The sequence below is a fragment of the Paracoccus sp. (in: a-proteobacteria) genome, assembly GCF_030536915.1.
Taxonomy (GTDB): Bacteria; Pseudomonadota; Alphaproteobacteria; order Rhodobacterales; family Rhodobacteraceae; genus Paracoccus.
In genome coordinates this window covers 1-19364 of record NZ_JAUNPC010000001.1, presented here as the reverse complement: position 1 = coordinate 19364, position 19364 = coordinate 1, and the positions used below count along the sequence as shown (strand labels likewise).

Genomic DNA, 19364 nt, shown 5'->3' with positions numbered 1-19364 from the left:
CGGGGGGCCAAAGGAGCCTGCCCATGGACCAGTTGTCCCGCCTGCTGCCGGTCGAAACCCCCGATCCGGTCGAGCGCGAATATTTCGACGATCCCCATGCCGCCGTCGCCCGCCTGATCGAGCTTTACGACCGCGCGACGGGCTGGCTGCTGGACCGCTTCCTCGGCACGCTGCGTTCAAGCCATCAGCCGACGGCAAGGTTCCGCGCCTTCTATCCCGAGATCCGGCTGACGACATCAAGCCACCAGCAGGGCGATTCCCGGCTGGCCTTCGGCCATGTCACGCTGCCCGGCACCTATGCGGCGACGATCACCCGGCCGGACCTGTTTCGCGACTACCTGACCCAGCAGATCGGCCTTCTGATCCGCAACCACGAGGTTCCCGTCGCCGTCGGCGAAAGCGACACGCCCATCCCCGTCCATTTCGCGGTCGCCACGCAAAGCGACCTGAACGTCCCGCAGGAAGGGGTGCTGGACTATTCCCTGCGTGACATCTTCGACGTGCCGGACCTGGTGACGGTCAACGACGACATCGTGAACGGGATCGCCGAGGAACAGCCCGACGGCACCCGCCACCTCGCCCCCTTCACGGCGCAGCGGGTGGATTACTCGCTGGCGCGGCTGTCGCATTATACCGCCACCGCCCCGGATCACTTCCAGAGCTTCGTTCTGTTCACCAACTACCAGTTCTACGTGGACGAGTTCGAAGCCTTCGCCCGCAAGGCTTTGGCCGACCCGGATTCGGGCTACACCGCCTTCGTCGGTCCCGGAAACAACATGATCGAGCGTCCCGACGATGCCTCGGTTCCCGTCGCCAAGGCGCCGCAGATGCCGGCCTATCATCTCAAGCGGCCGGACGGGCAGGGGATCACGCTGGTCAACATCGGCGTCGGCCCCTCCAACGCCAAGACCGCCACGGACCACATCGCCGTGCTGCGCCCCCATGCCTGGCTGATGGTCGGCCATTGCGCGGGGCTGAGGAACAGCCAGCGGCTGGGGGATTATGTGCTGGCCCATGCCTATCTGCGGCTGGACCATGTGCTGGACGAGGACCTGCCGGTCTGGGTGCCCCTGCCGACGCTGGCCGAGGTTCAGGTCGCCTTGGAACAGGCCGTGGCCGAGATCACCGAGCTGGAAGGCTTTGAACTCAAGCGGATCATGCGGACGGGCACCGTCGCCACCATCGACAACCGCAACTGGGAATTGCGCGACACCCCGGTCCACCGCCTCAGCCTCAGCCGCGCGATCGCGCTGGACATGGAAAGCGCCACCATCGCCGCCAACGGCTTCCGCTTCCGGGTGCCCTACGGCACGCTTCTCTGCGTGTCGGACAAACCCCTGCACGGAGAGCTTAAGCTGCCCGGCATGGCGACCGATTTCTACCGCACGCAGGTCGCCAGCCACCTGCTGATCGGCATCCGCGCGATGGAGAAGCTGCGCGCCACCCCGGTCGAGCGGCTGCATTCCCGCAAGCTGCGGTCCTTCCACGAGACCGCCTTCCTGTGACCTGATCCGGCGAGGGGCTGCCTTTTTTGGTGGTTTGGCGGCTCCGACGTCGGGGGAACCCTGAAAAGGGCTTGAAACGCGGGGAAAAACCGGCTGTAGCAGGGCCCATGCCAGATCAACTGGCGCCGGAAATGCCCGCCTGACGCGCGCGACACACGAGGAGACAGGACCCCATGGCCACAGCACCCGCCAAGCCCATGACCAAGACGCAGCTGGTGGCTGCACTGGCCGATGAGATGGGCAGCGACAAGAAGACCGCCGGCGCCGCGCTGGACGCGCTGGGCGCGCTGGTCGCCCGCACCGTCGCCGAGGGCGGCGCGCTGACGCTGCCCGGCATCGGCAAGGTCGCCTGCCGCGCCCGCCCGGAACGCCAGGTCCGCAACCCGCAGACGCAGGAAATGATGACCAAGCCTGCCGACAAGGTGGTCAAGGTCACCATCGCCAAGTCGCTGAAGGACAGCGTCAACGCCTGAGCCTGCGCAGGCTTGCCAAAGACAAAGGGGGTCGCGCGCGGGCGCGGCCCCTTTTTGCAAGGGAAGATGCAGCCGGGGGGAATAGGCATGAACGTCACCGTCGATGAGGCGCTGGCCCAGGCAGGCGCCGGACGCTTCCAGCGCCGGCTGCTGGGGATCTTCGGGTTGGTCTGGGCGGCCGACGCCATGCAGGTGGTGGCGGTCGGCTTCGCCGCGCCCTCGATCGCGGCAAGTTTCGGGCTGGACATGGCGACCGCGCTGCAAAGCGGGACGCTGTTCTTCCTGGGGATGTTCGTCGGCGCGGCGCTGTTCGGGCGGCTCGCCGACCGGATCGGGCGGCGCAACGTGCTGATCGTGACGGTGGCCTGCGACGCGGTCTTCGGGCTGGCCTCGGTCTTCTCGGCCGACTTCCAATGGCTGCTGGCCTTTCGCTTCCTGACCGGCATGGCCGTGGGCGGGACCCTGCCTGTCGATTACGCGATGATGGCCGAGTTCCTGCCGCCGAAGAACCGGGGCCGCTGGCTGGTCTGGCTGGAAGGATTCTGGGCGCTGGGCACGCTGGTCGTCGCGCTGACCGCATGGTTCGCCGCCAGCTACGCCATCGCCACGCCTTGGAAGCTGATCTATCTCGTCGCAGCCCTGCCCGCCTGCATCGGCATCTTCCTGCGCCTCTGGGTGCCGGAATCGCCCATGTATCTTCTTCGCCGCAACCGAGAGCCCGAGGCCCGCGCCATCGTCAACCGCATCCGCCTGGCGAACGGCGCGCCCGCGCTTGCGCCAAAGGCAAGGCTGGTCCTGCCGCCCGCCGCCCCTGCACCTGCGCGGGGGATCTTCGCCAAGGGGCTGGCGCGGACGACCGTTGCGGTGCTGGCAGTGTGGTTCCTCGTCTCGCTCAGCTACTATGGCGTCTTCGTCTGGCTGCCGGGCAAGCTTGCGACCGAAGGCTTCGGCTTCGTCCGGGGCTACGGCTTCCTCGTGATCCTCGCGCTGGCGCAACTGCCGGGATATGCGCTGGCCGCTTGGGGCGTGGAAAACTGGGGGAGGCAGAGGACGCTGCGGATCTTCCTTGTCCTGTCTGCATTGGGTTGCCTGCTTTTCGTCACCGCCTCGAACGGCGCGCTCGTCGCGGGCGCGCTGATGCTGATGAGCTTCGCGCTGCTGGGCACCTGGGGGGCGCTTTATGCCCTGACGCCCGAGATCTATCCGACCAACCTGCGGGCCACCGGCATGGGCACGGCCGGGGCGGTCGCCCGGCTGGGCGGACTGGCCGCACCCTCGCTGATGGCGGCGCTGGCGACGCGCGACTTCAACGCGATGATCGGGCTTTTCGCGGCGCTGCTGGTGCTTGCGGCGGTGCTGTCCTTCGGCATCGGGCGAGAAACGCGCGGCGCCTCGATCGCCTGACGCGGTGCCTGCGTCACGGCTGCACGGGTATTCGGGCCGGAAAGAAGCCTGCTCGCCTCAGGGGATCAGTGGATTTCTTTCTGGTTCAAATACCCATTGCGACAACGAAGCGGGCACGGCTTCGCCAATCATGGCTGGACGAAGACGCGCGAGGGGTGGACCTCTCCGCCTATGTAGCGCCCGATGGCGATGGCGCGGCCTTTGTGGCTGACCCAGACCTCGGTCCCGTAATCCGCCATGCCCAGCACCTGTCCCGGATTGCCGTTCCCCAGCCGCGCCGCGCCCTGGTCGGTCGCCCGCATCTCGGGCAGGTCCAGCGCCGTCTGGACCGGCCGTAGCGCTGCGTCGAGTTCCGCCTGCGCCGCGCGGTCCACCCGGTCGAAGGGGATCGCATCCGCCACGTCGAAAGGGCCTGACCACACCCGGCGCAGGGATTGCACATGGCCGAGGCAGCCCAGCGCCCGGCCAAGGTCGCGGGCGATGGCGCGGACATAGCCGCCCTTGCCGCAGACCAGATGCAGGTCGGCCCGGTCCTCGTGTGCCGCCGTCAGCGTCAGTTCCTCGACCCACAGCGGGCGGGCGGCCAGCGTGAACGCCTCGCCTTCGCGCGCGAGGTCATAGGCGCGGGCGCCGTCCACCTTGACGGCCGAGACGGCGGGGGGAACCTGCAGGATCTCGCCGCGGAAGGCGGGCAGGGCGGCCTGGATGGCCTCGGCCGAGGGCCGGGTGTCGGACCGGCGCAGCACCTCGCCCGAGGCGTCGTCGGTCGAGGTCTCGGCCCCCCAGGTCACCGTGAAGTCATAGGCCTTCAGCGCCTCGGTCAGGTAGGGGACGGTCTTCGTGGCCTCACCCAGCGCCACCGCCAGCAGCCCCGTCGCATCGGGGTCGAGCGTGCCCGCGTGCCCCGCCTTCTTCGCGTCCAGCGCCCAGCGCACCCGCCCCACCACGTCGGTCGAGCCGATCCCCGCGGGCTTGTCGATCAGCAGCCAGCCCGAAACGTCCCGTCCCTTCTTCCGCGCCATCCTCAGGACCCGCCCACATAACCGATGATCGGCCCCATCCGGCGGCCCCAGTCGGCGCGGCGGATACCGGGCGCGTAAAGCCGGCTGATCGAGCCGTCGAAATACAGCGCATTGCGCGCCCCAAGCTCGTCCCGGAAGAAGCGGGCGAACTGGTGGAATGTCACCGGCGCATCCGAGATCGCGAACCACGCCGTCCGCATGTCGCGTGAGACGCCGACGCCGTTGCGGATATAGCGGCTGTCGCTGTGGGGCAGGAAACGCGGGTGCAGTTCCCCGTCGATGACCAGCAGCGGGCCGGATTGCGTCGCCAGCCGGCATTGCGGCTGGACCTTTGCAAATCGGCGGCTTTCGATCACCTGGAAAGGCGCTTTTGCCCCGACGCAGAAGACTCCGTTCGGCAGCAGGCCGAAGTTCCCGTCTCCGCCAGCAGTGACGATGCGCCCGGCTTCCTCGGTATCGGATCGGAATAGCCCGACCGGCGCGTAATCGGGATGATACATCCCCGCGTTCATGGCGAAGCCCAGCACCTCGCCGGGCGTCAGCGTCCCGCGCACGGCGTTGAAATCGCCCAGCGGTCGCCCGTCCGGGGCGTTCAGCCACAACCGCAGCCCGTCCTGCCGGTCGGCGGTCACGGTGCAGAGGGAATAGCGCGTGCCCTCGAACGCGCGCGTCTCGCAGATGTCGGCCATGGCGGGCAGCGTCATCGCCACCAGCGCGCCGACCGCCAGCCCGAGCCGGCGCTTGAGCCTAGCGATCATCGTCCGCGTCGGTTCCTGCGTCGCGGGCAAGCTCCGCGCCCTCGTCCCAGTCCTCGTCGCCCTCGACATCGCGGCGCACCCGCTCATCTGCGAACAGGCGGCGGGTGTCGTCCATGCGGTCGAAGGTCTCGTCCAGGACAAAGCGCAGGTCGGGCGCATATTTCAGCGTCATGTCCTTGGCGACCAGGTGGCGCAGCTCGCGCGTGTTGCGGCGCAGCGCGGCCAGCGCCTCCTCGGCGCCGTGGCCGCCCAGCGGCAGGACATAGGCCGTCGCCACCTTGAGGTCGGGCGAGGTCCGCACCTCGCCCACCGTGATGGAATGCCGGTTCAGGTCGGGGTCATGCACGTCCCCGCGCAGCAGCACGTCCGACAGCGTGCGGCGGATCAGCTCGCCCACCCGCAACTGGCGCTGCGACGGGCCGGGACCATGGTTGAAGCGATTGGAAGCCATGCGCCCCATCTAGGGGGTCGCGGGCCGCCCCGCAACGGGCTAGACCGCCGGGGGCAGCAGGGGGACGCGATGGACGCGCAGAGCAAACCGGGGATCGTGGTCGCGGGCGTATCCGGCCGGATGGGACGGATGCTGGCTCAGGCGGTGCTGGAGTCGCCCGACTGCCGGTTGGCGGGGGCCTTGGAACGTGAGGGGCATGCGTGGGTCGGGCAGGACCTCGGCACCGCGATGGGCGGGGCGGCCTTGGGCGTGACCGTGACCGACGACGCGGTGGCGGCCATCGCGCAGGCGCAGGGGCTGCTGGACTTCACGTCCCCCGCGGCGACCGTGGGTTACGCGGAACTGGCCGCACAGGCGCGGGCGGTCCATGTGATCGGCACCACGGGGCTGTCCGAGGATGACCTGCGCCGCATCAGGGCTGCCGCGCGACATGCCCCGATCATCCGCGCGGGCAACATGAGCCTCGGCGTCAACCTGCTGGTCGGCCTGACCCGGCGCGTCGCGGCGGCGCTGGGCGAGGACTGGGACATCGAGATCGTCGAGGCCCACCACCGCCACAAGGTCGATGCGCCTTCGGGCACCGCCTTGATGCTGGGCGATGCCGCGGCCGAGGGGCGCGGCGCGACACTGGACGACCTGCGGGTGCCCGCGCGCGAGGGGATCACGGGCGCGCGGCACCCTGGCAGCATCGGTTTCTCGGCGATCCGCGGGGGCGACATCGTAGGCGAGCATGACGTGATCTTCGCCGCGCCAGGCGAGCGGGTGGTCCTGCGCCACATGGCGACCGACCGCGCGATCTTCGCCCGCGGCGCGCTGCGGGCGGCGCTGTGGGGTCAGGACAAGGGTCCGGGCGAATACGACATGGCCGACGTGTTGGGGCTTTAAGTCACGGCCGGGACATCGTCCGGCGAGACAGCTGCCAGACCGAATGATTTCGCGGAGTGCTGCGACGCAGCGCAAGATTCCCACAAATTTTCTGCATCAAGCCGAGTATCCTTGTGGCAACCGCGCGCGGGCGACCAAAGATCGGCAGCACATTTCCGCCGATCCGCATGATCCTTCCGCAAATGTCGTTTGGGGAAGGTCGAAGTATGAAGATCGTCGTTCTGGGCGCCGGCGTCATCGGGGTGACGAGCGCGTGGTATCTGGCTCGCGCAGGCCATCAGGTCACGGTCGTTGACCGCCAGCCCGCGGCAGCCATGGAAACCTCCTTCGCCAATGCGGGCGAGATCTCGCCCGGCTATTCGACTCCCTGGGCCGCGCCGGGCATCCCGCAGAAGGCGCTGCGCTGGATGTTCCAGCGCCACGCGCCGCTGGTCCTGCACGCATCCGCCGACCCGGCGCGGGCGGGCTGGATGGCGAAGATGCTGCGGAACTGCACCGCCGACGCCTATGCGGTGAACAAGTCGAGGATGATGCGGATCGCCAACTATTCCCGCGACTGCCTCGGCGCCCTGCGCTCTGAAACCGGCATCCGTTACGACGAACGCACGCGCGGCACGCTGCAGGTCTTCCGCGACGCCTATCAGGTCAAGGCCGTGCAGAAGGACATCGAGGTCCTGCGCGCCGATGGCGTTCCCTTCGAGATGCTGGATGCCGAGGGCTGCGTGGCGGCTGAGCCGGGGCTGGCCTTCTCGCGCCACCTGCTCGCGGGCGGGCTGCGGCTGCCGAATGACGAGACCGGCGACTGCCATGTCTTCACCCAGACGCTCGCGGCGCTGGCTGAGGCCGAGGGGGTGCGGTTCCTTTACGGCACGGCCATCCACGGGCTGGAGGGGTCGTCCTCTCGCATCACGGCGGTTCGGACCTCGGCCGGGCGACTGGTGGCGGACGGCTTCGTGGTGGCGCTGGGCAGCTATTCGCCCGCGCTGGTCGCGCCTTTCGGGGTGAAGCTGCCGGTGCATCCGGTCAAGGGCTATTCGCTGACCCTGCCCATCGTGGACGAGGCCCGCGCGCCCGTTTCCACCGTCATGGATGAAACCTACAAGGTCGCCATCACCCGCCTCGGCGACCGCATCCGTGTCGGGGGCCTGGCGGAACTCGCGGGCTTCGACCTGTCGCTGTCGCCGCGGAGGCGGGCGACGCTGGCGAAATCGGTGGGCGAGTTGTTCGGCGGCGCGGGCGATCTGGACCGGGCGAGCTTCTGGACCGGGCTGCGGCCGATGACACCCGACGGGACGCCCATCGTCGGTGCAAGCCCCATCGGCAACCTGTGGCTGAACACCGGCCACGGGACGCTGGGCTGGACCATGGCCGCCGGCTCGGGCCGGGTTCTGGCCGACCTGATCAGCGGCCGCACCCCCGAGATCAAGAGCGACGATCTTGGCTACGCCCGCTACCAGCGCCGCAAGCCGCGGGTTCCGGTGGGCACCCCGCAAGCGGCCTGAGGTCAGAAATCGACCGCGAGGCCCTTGCGTTCGTAATCGCCGTAGCGGACCGGTTCCGGCCCGTCGCGGCCGCCCAGTTCCGGCGGCAGATCCAGCGGCGCGGCGTTGCGGCGGCGCTCCCCGGCCTCGGCCAGCGCGCGGCGGGCTTCTGGCGGCAGATGCGCCCAGTCGGGGCGGTCCTCGGGCGGGACGGAGGGATCGGCAGGCTCGGTCATGGATAACCCCGCGCGGATTGGCTAGTGCTGTCCTTCACCTAGGGACCGCGGGGACGATGGACAAGCGAGACGAGCAGCCGAAACCCGGCCCCGAGGCGCGGCCTGTCCGAAAGCAGAGGCCGGTTCCGGCCGAAACGCCGCAGGGGGCGCCGCCCCCGCCGCCTTCGCGTGACCGGGGCCACACCCCCGACCACCCCCCGGGATATTTGGACAAAGAAGAAAGAACCAAGGCGTCGTCCGGGGCAAAGGTCGCACGAAAGCGGCCGGGCAAGGAGGGCGGGCGGCCCGGCAAGCGGGGACAATCCGCCGGAGAGACCGCGCGTCCCGAGCGCACGGCTGGTCCTCATCCGGCGCGCTCCGGGGCGCTGCGGCTTCTGGCGGCGGTGCGCGAGGGCGCGACGCTGGCCGAGGCCGAGGGGTCCTTGCACGACCTGTCTCCGCCCGAACGCGCCCGTGCGCGCAGGCTCGCCGCTGCCACCCTGCGTCATCGCAGCCGGACCGAGGCGGTGCTGGCGCCGCTGCTGGCCCGCCGCCCGCGTCCCGAAACCCTGGACCTGTTGCAGTTGGCCGTGACCGAGATGCTGGGCGAGGGCGAGGCCCCGCATGGCGCCGTCAACGCTGCCGTGGCGCTGGCGCGGGCGGGCGGGCCCAAGGCCAAGGCGGCGGCGGGGATGGTCAACGCCGTCCTGCGCCGGGCGGCCGAGGGGCAGGCGGTCTGGGATGCGGCGTCCCCGCCGCGCTTGCCGGACTGGCTGCGCAGCCCTGTCGCCGCGCGCTGGGGCGAGGCCGCGGCGCTGGCCATCGAGGCCGCGCATGAGCGGGGCCCGCCCTTGGACCTGACTCCGCACGGACCCACGCCCGGAGAGGTGCTGCCGACCGGCAGCCATCGCCTGCCCGGCGGAACGCAGGTCACGGCGCTGCCGGGTTATGCCGAGGGCCACTGGTGGGTGCAGGACGCCGCCGCCGCCCTGCCGGTGCGGCTGCTTGCGCCGCAGGCAGGCGAAACGATTGCCGACTTATGCGCCGCGCCGGGCGGCAAGACGATGCAGCTTGCGGCGGCGGGTGCGCGCGTCACCGCCATCGACCTGTCGCCGCAACGGCTGGCGCGCGTGGCCGAGAACCTCGTCCGCGTCGGGCTTCCCGCCGACATCGTGGCCGCCGACGCGCTGGACTGGCGGCCGCCTGCGCCGCTGGATGCGGTGCTGCTGGACGCGCCCTGTTCCGCCACGGGCACGATCCGCCGCCACCCCGAACTGCCGCTGATCCGCGACGGGGCGATGATTCCTGATCTCGTGCGGCTGCAAGCACGGCTGATCGACCATGCGCTTTCGCTGCTCAAGCCCGGCGGGCGGCTGGTCTATGCGGTCTGCTCGCTGCACCCGGCCGAGGGCGAGGCGCAACTGGACGCGGCGCTGGCCCGCCATCCGGGACTGCGGGTCGAGCCGCCGCATCCTGCGCAATGGGATGCGGACTGGATCACCGAGGCGGGGGCCATCCGCACCCGCCCCGACCATTGGCCGGACCTTGGCGGCCTGGACGGGTTCTTCATCGTGCGGCTGATCGCACCCTGACCGTTGCGGCAGACTTCGCTTGCTGGCCTCCACGGAGCCACCACGATATCTTTCTCTTTTGCCTAAATATCCTCCGGGGGTGCGGGGGTGGAAAACCCCCGCTCCGGTGGTGACGCCAAGGCAGCGCCGGTCAACTCCACCCGACCTCGGACAGAAAAATATACCCCGCCCCGTAGATCGTCTTGATCAGGCGCGGGTTCTTGGGGTCCTCGCCCAGCTTGGTCCGCAGGCGCGAGATCCGCACGTCCATCGCCCGGTCGAAGCTGTCGCCCGCTGTCCCGCCCAGCGACTCCAGCATCTGCGTCCGGCTGATCAGCCGGCGCGGGCTGTCAAGGAACATTCGCAGCATCTCGGCCTCGGCGTGGCTCAGCGGCGTTTCCACCCCGTCGGGGCCGGTCAGCAGGTAGCGGTCGAAATCCGCGCTCCAGCCCGAAAAGCGGGCAGTCTGGCCGCTCCGCGCCGCCTCACGCGCGGGCTTGCGCAGGCGGGCGCGGATGCGGGCTACCACCACGGCCGGGTCGGAGGGCGTGATCACCAAGTAGTCCGCGCCAAGCGCCACCCCCGTCACCCGGTCCTGCACCTGCGCGCGGCCCGAGATGATGATGATCGCCGCGCCCGATTGAGTCGCCAGCCGGTGGACCAGCGCCAGCCCGTCACGGTCGGGCAGCCCGAGGTCGATCAGGCAGGCGTCGGGGGTCATCCGGCGCAGGGCGGCCTCGAACTCGGTCGCGCGGCCGAAACTGGCGGTGCGGAAGCCCGCCTCCTCCAGCGCGTCGGCCAGCAGGCGGCGGATGTCGGGCTCGTCGTCGAGGATGGCGATCAGCGGCGGGTCACTTGTCATCGGGCAGGCCTGCGAAAAGGGCGTTCAGCGACGCGGCGTCGAAGGGCTTGGTCAGCACGGGATGGGACAGCCCCTGCCGCTCGGGGTCGTCGGGGGGCCGCGCAGTCATCAGGATCAGCGGCGGGCCCAGCGCGCCGAGGTCCGCGCCCGAGCCGTCGCCCAACTGCAGGTCCGACAGGATCACCGACAGGCCGGGCAGGTCGGCCAGCGACCGCGCCTCGGAGAGCGAGCCGGCCTCGATCACCTGCTGGCCCATGCCGGTCAGCATCTCGCGCAGGGTTTCGCGGATCAGGTCGTCGTCGTCCACCAGCAGGACCAGCCGCCGGGCGACCCGCTGGAAGGGCAGGCGCAGCCGCACGCGCGCGCCGCCGCTCGGCGCATTGTCCAACCGCAGCGTCCCGCCCGCCAGCTTGGTCTGGTCATAGACCATCGGCAGGCCGAGGCCGGAGCCCTGGCCGGGCTTGGTGGTGAAGAAGGGCTCGGTCGCGCGGCCCAGCGCCTCGGGCGCAAAGCCGGGGCCGCTGTCGGTGACGGTCAGTTCCAGCCAGCGGCCGCGGACGCGGGCGGACAGGCGGATCGCGCCATGGGTGCTGCCCGACCCTACGCCGGTGCCCGAGATCGCGTCCCGGGCGTTCAGGATCAGGTTCAGCAGCGAATCCTGCAGCGAGCCGGGGTCCAGCAGCACCGCCCCTTCGGGCAGCTCGCAGTCCAGTTCCAGCGTCACCCCCCGCCCCAGCGACGGCCGCGCCATGGCCGCAAGCTGGTCCAGCAGGGCGGGCAGGTCCACCGGCTCGGGGGTCAGCCGGCGCGGCCCGGTGATCGTGGCGATCCGGTCCAGAAGCGCCGCGCCGCGGCGGGCGGCGGCCAGCGTTCCCGCCACGTCCGCCGCCGCCTCGGCCGGCAGGGCCAGCCGCGCCAGCCGCCCCTGCAGCCCGAGGATGATCGTCAGCAGGTTGCCGAAGTCATGCGCGAGGCCCGAGGTCATCTGCGCCGCCAACTCGCGCCGCGCGGCATGGGTCAGGGCCTCGCGCGTGTTCACCTCGGCGGTGACGTCGGTGGACAGGACATAGGCGCCCGCGCCTTGGGGATCAGGGGTCAGGGCCACGCGGATGCGGCGGCCCGATTCGGCGTGCGTGACCTCGATCACCTGCGGCTCGCCCGCAAGCGCCCGGTCGAGCGCGGGGCGGATGCGCTCGAAGGTCTCGCCCAGCACCTCGGCCGCCGTGCAGCCGACGATGTCGCGGGCGGCGCCGGGGAAGACCGCGCCGAGCTGCTGGTTGGAAAAGGTGTAGCGCCCTTCCGCATCCACATGGGCGATATGGGCCGGGACCATCGCCGTGACCTGCCGGGTGCGGGCCTCGGCCTCGGTCAGGACCCGCTTGGCTTCTTCCAGCGCGGCGTTCGTCGCGGCAAGCTGGCGGTTCGCGGCCGACAGCCGCTCGGCATGGCTGAGAAGCTGGCCCGACAGTTCCTCGGACCGCGCCCGCAGCAGCGATTCGGTGCGCTTGATGTCGGTGATGTCGGTGTAGACGGCGATCCAGCCGCCCTGCGCGAGCGGCGCGCCCTCGACAGAAACGGTGCGGCCATCGGGGCGGGTACGTTCCAGATAGTGGGGCTGGAAGGTGCGGGCCTGATCGACGCGCATCCGCACGGCCGCCTCGGAGTCGGCCTGGCCCCCGTATTCGCCGCGGGCGACGAGATAGGCGATGGTATCCTGAAACCCCGCGCCGGGCTGGACCAGGCGGTCGGGCAGGTCGAACATCCGCTGGTATTGCCGGTTCGACAGCGCCAGCCGCAGATCGGCGTCGAAGATGGAAATTGCCTGCTGAATCAGGTTCAGCCCGGATTGCGTCAGTTCGTCGTGGCTGTCCGGCGGCGTCATCCGTCCATGGCTAGCACCGGATCTCTCTTCGCGGAAGCCGGTAACAATTCGTAAGGATCGGGAAAAACTCGGGCAAGATTCGCGGGCCAGACAGGACGGGCAGGCGGCAAGAGGGGTTCCGCCGGCAGCGGCCATCGCCGCGGGGGAGTGAGGATGAAGCCAGTCGCAGCCGCCGACGCGAGCCTGCGGTCGATTCCTGCGCTGTTGGCGCGGAATGCCGCATCGCTGGGCAACCGGCCCGCCTATCGGGAAAAGGAATTCGGCATCTGGCAATGCTGGACCTGGGCCGAGGCGCAGGAGGAGATCCGCGCCCTTGCCATGGGCTTCCTTGCGCTGGGGCTGAACCGCGGCGACCATGTGGCGATCATCGGCCGAAACCGTCCCGCGCATTACTGGTCGATGGTGGCCGCGCAGATGTGCGGCGCGATTCCCGTGCCTCTGTATCAGGACGCGGTCGCCTCCGAGATGGCCTATGTGCTGGGCCATTCCCACGCCCGCTTCGTCGTCTGCGGCGACCAGGAGCAGGTGGACAAGGTGATCGAGGCCGAGGGCGAGGCCCATACGGTCGAGCAGATCATCTACACCGACAAGCGGGGCATGCGGAAATACGACCATTCCCGCATGAACTGGCTTGACGATGTGCAGGCCGAAGGACGCGTGGCGCATCAGCGCTTCAGCGCCGAACTGGACGCCCGCATCGCGGAACTGGACTACGACAGCACCTGCGTGATGCTGTATACCTCGGGGACCACCGGCAAGCCCAAGGGCGTGGTGCTGTCCAACCGCAACGTGATCGAGACGGCGCGCAATTCGTCCGAGTTCGACGGGCTGAAGGCCTCCGAGGAGGTGCTGGCCTATCTGCCGATGGCCTGGGTCGGGGACTTCATCTTCTCGATAGGCCAAGCCTACTGGACCGGCTTCTGCGTGAACTGCCCCGAAGGGCCGCATACGATGATGACCGACCTGCGCGAGATCGGGCCGACCTATTTCTTCGCGCCCCCCCGCGTCTTCGAGGGGCAGCTGACCAGCGTCATGATCCGCATGGAGGACGCGGGCCGGATCAAGAAGTGGCTGTTCGACCATTACATGCGGCTGGCCCGCCGCGTCGGCACGGCCCTGACGGATGGGCGGCCTGTCGGCACGCTGGACCGGCTGCGCTATGGGCTGGGGAACCTGCTGGTCTACGGCCCGCTCAAGAACACGCTGGGCTATTCGCGCATCCGGGTGGGCTATACGGCGGGCGAGGCGATCGGGCCGGAAATCTTCGATTTCTACCGCTCGCTGGGGATCAACCTCAAGCAGCTCTACGGCCAGACCGAGGCCACGGTCTTCATCACCCAGCAGCCGGACGGGCAGGTGCGGGCCGACACCGTGGGCGTGCCCTCGCCCGGCGTGGAACTGAAGATCGCCGACAACGGCGAGGTCTTCTACCGCTCGCCCGGCACCTTCGTGGAATATTACCAGAATCCCGAATCCACCGCCTCGACCAAGGACCGCGAGGGCTGGGTGGCCACCGGCGACGCGGGCTTCTTCGAGCAAGGCTCGGGCCACCTGCGGATCATCGACCGGGCCAAGGACGTGGGGCGGATGGCCGACGGCTCGCTGTTCGCGCCCAAGTATGTGGAAAACAAGCTCAAGTTCTACCCGAACATCCTCGAGGCCGTGGTGCTGGGGAACGGGCGCGACTATTGCACCGCCTTCATCAACATCGACCTGACGGCAGTCGGCAACTGGGCGGAACGCAACAACATCGCCTATGCGAGCTACCAGGAACTTGCCGGGCACCCGCAGGTCTACGAGACGATCCGCAGGCACGTCGAGGAAGTGAACGCCTCGGTCGCGCAGGACCCGATGCTGTCGGGCTGCCAGATCCACCGCTTCCTGATCCTGCACAAGGAACTGGACGCCGACGATGGCGAAATGACCCGCACCCGCAAGGTCAAGCGCGGCGTGATCGCCGAGAAATACGCCGACCTGATCGCCGCGCTCTATGACGGGCGCAGCTCGGTCTATACCGAGACCGAGGTCACCTATGAGGACGGCCGCAAGGGCAAGCTGAAAGCCACGCTGCGGATCGAGGACGTCCGCACCACCCCCACGCCCGCGCAGAGGATGGCCGCCGAATGAGCCCGACCTCCCCGACGATCCTGTCCGAACTCGCGCCGCCCCCCGCCGCGCCCGTGCCCAGCGCCGAGGGCTACATCACCGCCGATGGCCGCAGGATCGGCGGCGTGCTGATGGACCTGCGCCGCATCACCCTGCGCTTCGGCGGGGTGACGGCGATCAAGGACATCAGCTTCGACATCCGCGAGGGCGAGATCCGCGCCATCATCGGCCCGAACGGCGCCGGCAAGTCCTCGATGATGAACGTCATGTCGGGCTTCTACGTCCCGCAGGAAGGCGAGGTCTGGTTCAAGGGCGCGCGCCGTCCGCAGATGCGACCCTATCAGGTGGCGCGGCAGGGGCTGGCGCGGACCTTCCAGAACATCGCCCTTTTCGACGGGATGTCGGTCCTGGACAACATCATGACCGGGCGGCTGACGATGATGAAATCGTCGCTGCTGGAACAGGCGCTCTGGTGGGGCCGCGCCGAGGCCGAGGAAACCCGCCACCGCAGCCAGGTCGAGAAGATCATTGATTTCCTTGAGATTCAGAACATCCGCAAGACTCCGGTCGGGCGGCTGCCCTATGGCCTGAAGAAGCGGGTCGAACTCGCCCGCGCGCTGGCGGCGGAACCGAAGCTCCTGATGCTGGACGAGCCGATGGCCGGCATGAACGTCGAGGAGAAGGAGGACATGAGCCGCTTCATCCTCGACGTGAACGACGAGTTCGGCACCACCATCGCGCTGATCGAGCATGACATGGGCGTGGTCATGGACCTCTCCGACCGGGTGGTGGTCATGGACTACGGCCGCAAGATCGGGGACGGCACCCCCGACGAGGTCCGCAACAACCAGGAAGTCATCGACGCCTACCTGGGGGTGGCCCATGACTGAAAACGCGCCGCACACACCATGCACAACTAATGCACGGTCGATGCACAACCCATGCAGACGCAACCGCGCCCGGAGGGCCTGCTGATGGAACAGCTTCTCTACGCCTCCGAGGTCCTGGTGAACGGCCTCATGGCCGGGGTCATGTACTCGCTGGTGGCGCTGGGCTTCGTCCTGATCTTCAAGGCCTCGGGCGTCTTCAACTACGCACAGGGGGTGCTGGCGCTGTTCGCCGCCCTTACGCTGGTCGGCATCCAGCAGGGACAGATCCCCTTCGCCCATCTCATCAACGCGATGACGGGCACGCACCTGTCCTCCTTCGGCTGGACGGTGCCCTCGCTGCTGGCGATCCTGCTGACGGCGCTGGTGATGGTGGGCCTCGCCATCCTGATCGAGACCTTGGTGCTCAAGCATCTCGTCGGGCAGGAGCCGATCATCATGTTCATGGCGACGATCGGGCTGGCCTATTTCCTCGAAGGGCTCGGCGACATCATGTGGGGCGCCGACGTCAAGACGCTGGACGTGGGGCTGCCGCAAGGGATTTCCGACACGGCCGAGGCATGGACGGCGGCGCTGACGGGCTACGGCTTCTTCATCGACCGGCTGGACATCTGGGCCACGATCATCGCGGCGCTGCTGGTTGCGGCGCTGGTGGCCTTCAGCCAGTACACCAAGCAGGGCCGCGCCATGCGGGCGGTCGCGGACGACCACCAGGCGGCGCTGTCGGTCGGCATCTCGCTGCGCTTCATCTGGGTGATGGTCTGGTCGATCGCGGGCTTCGTGGCGCTGGTCGCGGGGATCATGTGGGGCACCAAGTCGGGGGTGCAGTTCTCGCTCTCGCTCATTGCGCTCAAGGCCCTGCCGGTGCTGATGCTGGGCGGCTTCACCTCGATCCCCGGCGCCATCGTCGGCGGCCTCATCATCGGCGTGGGCGAGAAGCTGTTCGAGTTCTACATCGGCCCCCTGGTCGGCGGCGCGACGGAAAGCTGGTTCGCCTATGTGCTGGCGCTGATCTTCCTCGTCTTCCGCCCGCAGGGCCTGTTCGGCGAACGGATCATCGAGCGTGTGTGACGCCCCCTGCTCCATCTTCTTCGTGAAAATATCCTCGGGGCTGCCGAGCGCCCGGAAAACAGTCCAGTGGACTGTTTTCAGCGAGGCAGGGGCCGGCAGGCCCGAGTGGGGGTGGAAAACCCCCGGTGCGACCGTGACGAAAGGACTGACCGATGCTTTATCGTGAAGCCGGCGACTTCAAGACCAGCTACCGGGACGACAGCCAGACCTTTCCGCTGAAGCTCGACCGGATGGGCTACTGGGTCACGCTGGCGGTGGCCTTCGGGGTGATCCCCTTTGTCATCACCGACTACTGGGCCAACGCGGTGCTCGTGCCCTTCCTGATCTACGCCATCGCGGCGCTGGGGCTGAACATCCTCGTGGGCTTCGGCGGTCAGGTGAGCCTCGGGACCGGGGGCTTCATGGCGGTGGGCGCCTATGCGACCTACAAGCTGACGACCGCCTTCCCCGAGATCAGCCTGCTGATCCACATCCTGCTCGCAGGCGGGATCACCGCCGCTGTGGGCGTGTTCTTCGGCCTGCCGTCCCTGCGGATCAAGGGCTTCTACCTTGCCGTTGCGACGCTGGCCGCGCAGTTCTTCCTTGTCTGGCTCTTCAACAAGGTGCCGTGGTTCTACAACTACTCGGCCTCGGGACAGATCACCGCGCCGGAACGCACCTTCCTGGGCTATGTCATCAGCGGCCCGGCGACCTCGGCCTCGGCGAAATACCTTGTCTGCCTCGTCTTCGCGGTGGGGCTGGCCTGGGTGGCGCGGAACCTGACGCGCGGCACGGCGGGGCGCAAGTGGATGGCGATCCGCGACATGGACATCGCGGCCGAGATCATCGGGGTGAACCCCCTGACCGCCAAGATGAGCGCCTTCGCCGTCTCGTCCTTCTTCATCGGCGTCGCAGGCGCGCTGCTGTTCTCGATCTATCTCGGCGCGGCCGAGGCCAGCGAGACCTTCGGGATCACCAAGTCCTTCCTCGTGCTGTTCATGGTCATCATCGGCGGCCTGGGTTCGATCTTCGGCAGCTTCGCCGGCGCGGCCTTCCTGGTGGTCCTGCCGGTCTTCCTGAAAAACGTGCTGGTGGGCGCCTTCGGCTGGCCCACGGACCTTGCCGCCCATATCGAACTGATGATCGTGGGCGCGCTGATCGTCTTCTTCCTGATTGTCGAGCCGCATGGCCTTGCCCAGCTTTGGCGGCTGACCAAGGAAAAGCTGCGGCTCTGGCCGTTCCCGCATTAACCCGAACCGGGCCTTAACCCGGCGCAACACTGAACCTTCTGGGAGGAACCTGATGAAACTTCGCTTCGCTGCCGCCGTTGCTGCCGCCATGATGGCCGCCGCGCCCGCCATGGCCGATCTGACCGTGCCGAACCTGAGCTACCGCACCGGCCCTTACGGCGCGAACGGCAACCAGTATGCCGACGGCTTCAACGACTATTTCACCCTGCTGAACGAGCGCGACGGCGGCATCGGCGGCCAGCGCGTCCTGACGCCGGAATGCGAGACCGCCTACAACACCGAGAAGGGGGTCGAGTGCTATGAATCGACCAAGGGCAACAATGCGCTGGTCTACAACCCCTTCTCGACCGGCATCACCTACCAGTTGATCCCCAAGGTCGCGGCGGACGGCATCCCGATGGTGACGCCGGGCTACGGGCGCACCTCGGCCAAGGACGGCAGCGTGTTCCAGTGGGTCTTCAACCCGCCGGCGAACTACTGGGATGGCGCCTCGGTCATCGTCAAGCACCTGCTGGACGTGAACGGCGGCGACCTGAACGGCAAGACCATCGCGCTGGTGTATCACAACTCGGCCTTCGGGAAGGAGCCGATCCGCACGCTGGAGGAACTGTCGAAGAAGCACGGCTTCACCCTGACCCAGATCCCCGTCGATCCCCCGGGGCAGGAGCAGAAGTCGCAGTGGCTGCAGATCCGCCGCGAAAAGCCGGACCATGTGATCCTGTATGGCTGGGGCGTGATGAACCAGGCGGCGATCCAGGAGGCCGCCAACATCCGCTATCCGATGGAGAACATGGTCGGCATCTGGTGGGCCGGGGGCGAGGTGGACGTGGAACCCGCGGGCGCCGCCGCCAACGGCTACAAGTCGGCGACCTTCAACGGGGTGGGGATGGACTATCCCTTCTACGACGACCTCAAGACCCATGTGCTGGACACGGGCAAGGCCTCGGGCGGCGGCGCCCATGTCGGCAAGGCCATGTATTCGCGCGGCATGTATGCCGCGCTGGTGGTCGCCGAGGGCATCCGCAAGGCGCAGGAACTGGCCGGGACGGCCGAGATCACTGCCGCGCAGATGCGCGACGGACTTGAGGCGCTGGAGATCACCGAGGCGCGGATGGCGGAACTGGGCCTGCCCGGCTTCGGCCAGCCCTTCCAGCTATCCTGCCAGAACCACGGCGGCGCGGGCATGGGGATGATCCAGCAGTGGGACGCCTCGGCCAAGCAGTGGAAGCTGATCACCGACTTCATCCAGCCGGACGAGGAGGTGCTGCAGCCGCTGATCACGGCCGATGCCCAGGCCTTCGCGGCCGAGAACAGCATCCAGCCGCGCTGCAACTGACGCCATCGCCCCGGCGGTCCTTGCCGCCGGGGCATCATCCCCAAGGAACCCGAGCCCATGCTGGACGCCGTTGCCACCGCACCCGTGACCCCCGCCCTCGCGGGCGAGGCGCTGCTTGAGGTCAACAACATCGAGGTCATTTACAACCACGTCATCCTTGTCCTGAAGGGCGTCAGCCTGTCGGTCCCCAAGGGCTCGATCACGGCGCTGCTGGGCGGAAACGGCG

General features: G+C 68.6%; 17 protein-coding genes and 1 pseudogene. 12 read left to right on the top strand and 6 right to left on the bottom strand.

What is annotated here, in order from left to right:
• Positions 1 to 23 precede the first annotated feature (23 nt).
• From Q4F04_RS00090 to Q4F04_RS00080, 3 genes are all read left to right on the top strand, one after another.
• A complete protein-coding gene (locus Q4F04_RS00090) occupies positions 24 to 1505 on the top strand; it encodes an AMP nucleosidase (protein WP_303367804.1) in 1482 nt (493 codons plus the stop codon).
• Between the two features lie 173 nt (positions 1506 to 1678).
• A complete protein-coding gene (locus Q4F04_RS00085) occupies positions 1679 to 1978 on the top strand; it encodes an HU family DNA-binding protein (RefSeq protein ID WP_303367803.1) in 300 nt (99 codons plus the stop codon).
• Positions 1979 to 2065: 87 nt separating this feature from the next.
• Positions 2066 to 3382, top strand: coding sequence for an MFS transporter (locus tag Q4F04_RS00080; protein WP_303367802.1), 1317 nt, complete (start codon positions 2066 to 2068; stop codon positions 3380 to 3382).
• 128 nt (positions 3383 to 3510) lie between these two features.
• Here the strand turns inward: Q4F04_RS00080 and truB are convergent, their stop codons facing one another.
• Genes truB through rbfA form a run of 3 tightly spaced genes read right to left on the bottom strand, consistent with a single transcriptional unit; the run spans position 3511 to position 5613 of the window.
• Positions 3511 to 4404 (bottom strand): tRNA pseudouridine(55) synthase TruB, encoded by an 894-nt coding sequence (gene truB / locus Q4F04_RS00075; RefSeq protein ID WP_303367801.1) that lies wholly within the window; start codon positions 4402 to 4404, stop codon positions 3511 to 3513.
• 2 nt (positions 4405 to 4406) lie between these two features.
• Complete coding sequence (locus tag Q4F04_RS00070; RefSeq protein WP_303367910.1) at positions 4407 to 5108, bottom strand: phosphodiester glycosidase family protein; 702 nt, start codon at positions 5106 to 5108, stop codon at positions 4407 to 4409.
• Positions 5109 to 5151: 43 nt separating this feature from the next.
• Positions 5152 to 5613, bottom strand: a complete 462-nt coding sequence (rbfA, locus tag Q4F04_RS00065) for a 30S ribosome-binding factor RbfA (protein WP_303367800.1) — start codon at positions 5611 to 5613, stop codon at positions 5152 to 5154.
• A 69-nt stretch (positions 5614 to 5682) separates the two neighbouring features.
• On the opposite strand from rbfA, the gene dapB reads away from it, so the two are divergent.
• Positions 5683 to 6498: a 4-hydroxy-tetrahydrodipicolinate reductase gene (gene dapB / locus Q4F04_RS00060; RefSeq protein WP_303367799.1), complete on the top strand. Its 816-nt coding sequence runs from the start codon at positions 5683 to 5685 to the stop codon at positions 6496 to 6498.
• Positions 6499 to 6704: 206 nt separating this feature from the next.
• The gene (locus Q4F04_RS00055; RefSeq protein ID WP_303367798.1) at positions 6705 to 8000 is read left to right on the top strand and encodes a D-amino acid dehydrogenase; all 1296 of its coding nucleotides are present in this window, start codon (positions 6705 to 6707) and stop codon (positions 7998 to 8000) included.
• A 2-nt stretch (positions 8001 to 8002) separates the two neighbouring features.
• Here Q4F04_RS00055 and Q4F04_RS00050 read toward each other — a convergent pair whose 3' ends face one another.
• Complete coding sequence (locus Q4F04_RS00050) at positions 8003 to 8215, bottom strand: DUF1674 domain-containing protein (RefSeq protein ID WP_303367797.1); 213 nt, start codon at positions 8213 to 8215, stop codon at positions 8003 to 8005.
• Between the two features lie 206 nt (positions 8216 to 8421).
• Between Q4F04_RS00050 and Q4F04_RS00045 the strand changes: the two genes are divergently transcribed.
• The gene (locus Q4F04_RS00045) at positions 8422 to 9786 is read left to right on the top strand and encodes an RsmB/NOP family class I SAM-dependent RNA methyltransferase (RefSeq protein ID WP_303367796.1); all 1365 of its coding nucleotides are present in this window, start codon (positions 8422 to 8424) and stop codon (positions 9784 to 9786) included.
• A 130-nt stretch (positions 9787 to 9916) separates the two neighbouring features.
• Here the strand turns inward: Q4F04_RS00045 and Q4F04_RS00040 are convergent, their stop codons facing one another.
• Together Q4F04_RS00040 and Q4F04_RS00035 are read right to left on the bottom strand one after the other, a co-directional pair.
• The gene (locus Q4F04_RS00040) at positions 9917 to 10627 is read right to left on the bottom strand and encodes a response regulator transcription factor (RefSeq protein WP_303367795.1); all 711 of its coding nucleotides are present in this window, start codon (positions 10625 to 10627) and stop codon (positions 9917 to 9919) included.
• Positions 10617 to 12509, bottom strand: a complete 1893-nt coding sequence (locus Q4F04_RS00035) for a PAS-domain containing protein (RefSeq protein ID WP_303367794.1) — start codon at positions 12507 to 12509, stop codon at positions 10617 to 10619. Before Q4F04_RS00035 ends, Q4F04_RS00040 begins: the two co-directional genes overlap by 11 nt.
• Before the next feature lie 153 nt (positions 12510 to 12662).
• On the opposite strand from Q4F04_RS00035, the gene Q4F04_RS00030 reads away from it, so the two are divergent.
• From Q4F04_RS00030 to Q4F04_RS00005, 6 genes and pseudogenes are all read left to right on the top strand, one after another.
• Complete coding sequence (locus tag Q4F04_RS00030) at positions 12663 to 14636, top strand: long-chain fatty acid--CoA ligase (protein ID WP_303367793.1); 1974 nt, start codon at positions 12663 to 12665, stop codon at positions 14634 to 14636.
• A gap of 110 nt (positions 14637 to 14746) precedes the next feature.
• On the top strand, positions 14747 to 15505 hold the full coding sequence (locus Q4F04_RS00025; RefSeq protein WP_303367909.1) for an ABC transporter ATP-binding protein: 759 nt from the start codon (positions 14747 to 14749) through the stop codon (positions 15503 to 15505).
• 81 nt (positions 15506 to 15586) lie between these two features.
• Entirely contained in the window at positions 15587 to 16573 is a 987-nt protein-coding gene (locus Q4F04_RS00020) for a branched-chain amino acid ABC transporter permease (RefSeq protein ID WP_303367908.1), read from the top strand.
• A 152-nt stretch (positions 16574 to 16725) separates the two neighbouring features.
• Positions 16726 to 17802, top strand: a complete 1077-nt coding sequence (locus Q4F04_RS00015; RefSeq protein WP_303367792.1) for a branched-chain amino acid ABC transporter permease — start codon at positions 16726 to 16728, stop codon at positions 17800 to 17802.
• 52 nt (positions 17803 to 17854) lie between these two features.
• Positions 17855 to 19138 (top strand): ABC transporter substrate-binding protein, encoded by a 1284-nt coding sequence (locus Q4F04_RS00010; protein WP_303367791.1) that lies wholly within the window; start codon positions 17855 to 17857, stop codon positions 19136 to 19138.
• Between the two features lie 57 nt (positions 19139 to 19195).
• A pseudogene (locus Q4F04_RS00005) lies at positions 19196 to 19364 on the top strand (ABC transporter ATP-binding protein); the annotation flags it as partial.

Excerpts from the sequence above, each read along its gene's own strand:
- Q4F04_RS00040 (WP_303367795.1), bottom strand. The coding sequence starts at position 10,627 with ATGACAAGTGACCCGCCGCTGATCGCCATCCTCGACGACGAGCCCGAC.
- Q4F04_RS00070 (WP_303367910.1), bottom strand. The coding sequence starts at position 5,108 with ATGACGCTGCCCGCCATGGCCGACATCTGCGAGACGCGCGCGTTCGAG.
- Q4F04_RS00085 (WP_303367803.1), top strand. The coding sequence starts at position 1,679 with ATGGCCACAGCACCCGCCAAGCCCATGACCAAGACGCAGCTGGTGGCT.
- rbfA (WP_303367800.1), bottom strand. The coding sequence starts at position 5,613 with ATGGCTTCCAATCGCTTCAACCATGGTCCCGGCCCGTCGCAGCGCCAG.
- Q4F04_RS00025 (WP_303367909.1), top strand. The coding sequence starts at position 14,747 with ATGGACCTGCGCCGCATCACCCTGCGCTTCGGCGGGGTGACGGCGATC.
- Q4F04_RS00010 (WP_303367791.1), top strand. The coding sequence starts at position 17,855 with ATGAAACTTCGCTTCGCTGCCGCCGTTGCTGCCGCCATGATGGCCGCC.
- Q4F04_RS00050 (WP_303367797.1), bottom strand. The coding sequence starts at position 8,215 with ATGACCGAGCCTGCCGATCCCTCCGTCCCGCCCGAGGACCGCCCCGAC.
- Q4F04_RS00055 (WP_303367798.1), top strand. The coding sequence starts at position 6,705 with ATGAAGATCGTCGTTCTGGGCGCCGGCGTCATCGGGGTGACGAGCGCG.
- Q4F04_RS00090 (WP_303367804.1), top strand. The coding sequence starts at position 24 with ATGGACCAGTTGTCCCGCCTGCTGCCGGTCGAAACCCCCGATCCGGTC.
- dapB (WP_303367799.1), top strand. The coding sequence starts at position 5,683 with ATGGACGCGCAGAGCAAACCGGGGATCGTGGTCGCGGGCGTATCCGGC.
- Q4F04_RS00030 (WP_303367793.1), top strand. The coding sequence starts at position 12,663 with ATGAAGCCAGTCGCAGCCGCCGACGCGAGCCTGCGGTCGATTCCTGCG.
- truB (WP_303367801.1), bottom strand. The coding sequence starts at position 4,404 with ATGGCGCGGAAGAAGGGACGGGACGTTTCGGGCTGGCTGCTGATCGAC.
- Q4F04_RS00015 (WP_303367792.1), top strand. The coding sequence starts at position 16,726 with ATGCTTTATCGTGAAGCCGGCGACTTCAAGACCAGCTACCGGGACGAC.
- Q4F04_RS00080 (WP_303367802.1), top strand. The coding sequence starts at position 2,066 with ATGAACGTCACCGTCGATGAGGCGCTGGCCCAGGCAGGCGCCGGACGC.
- Q4F04_RS00035 (WP_303367794.1), bottom strand. The coding sequence starts at position 12,509 with ATGACGCCGCCGGACAGCCACGACGAACTGACGCAATCCGGGCTGAAC.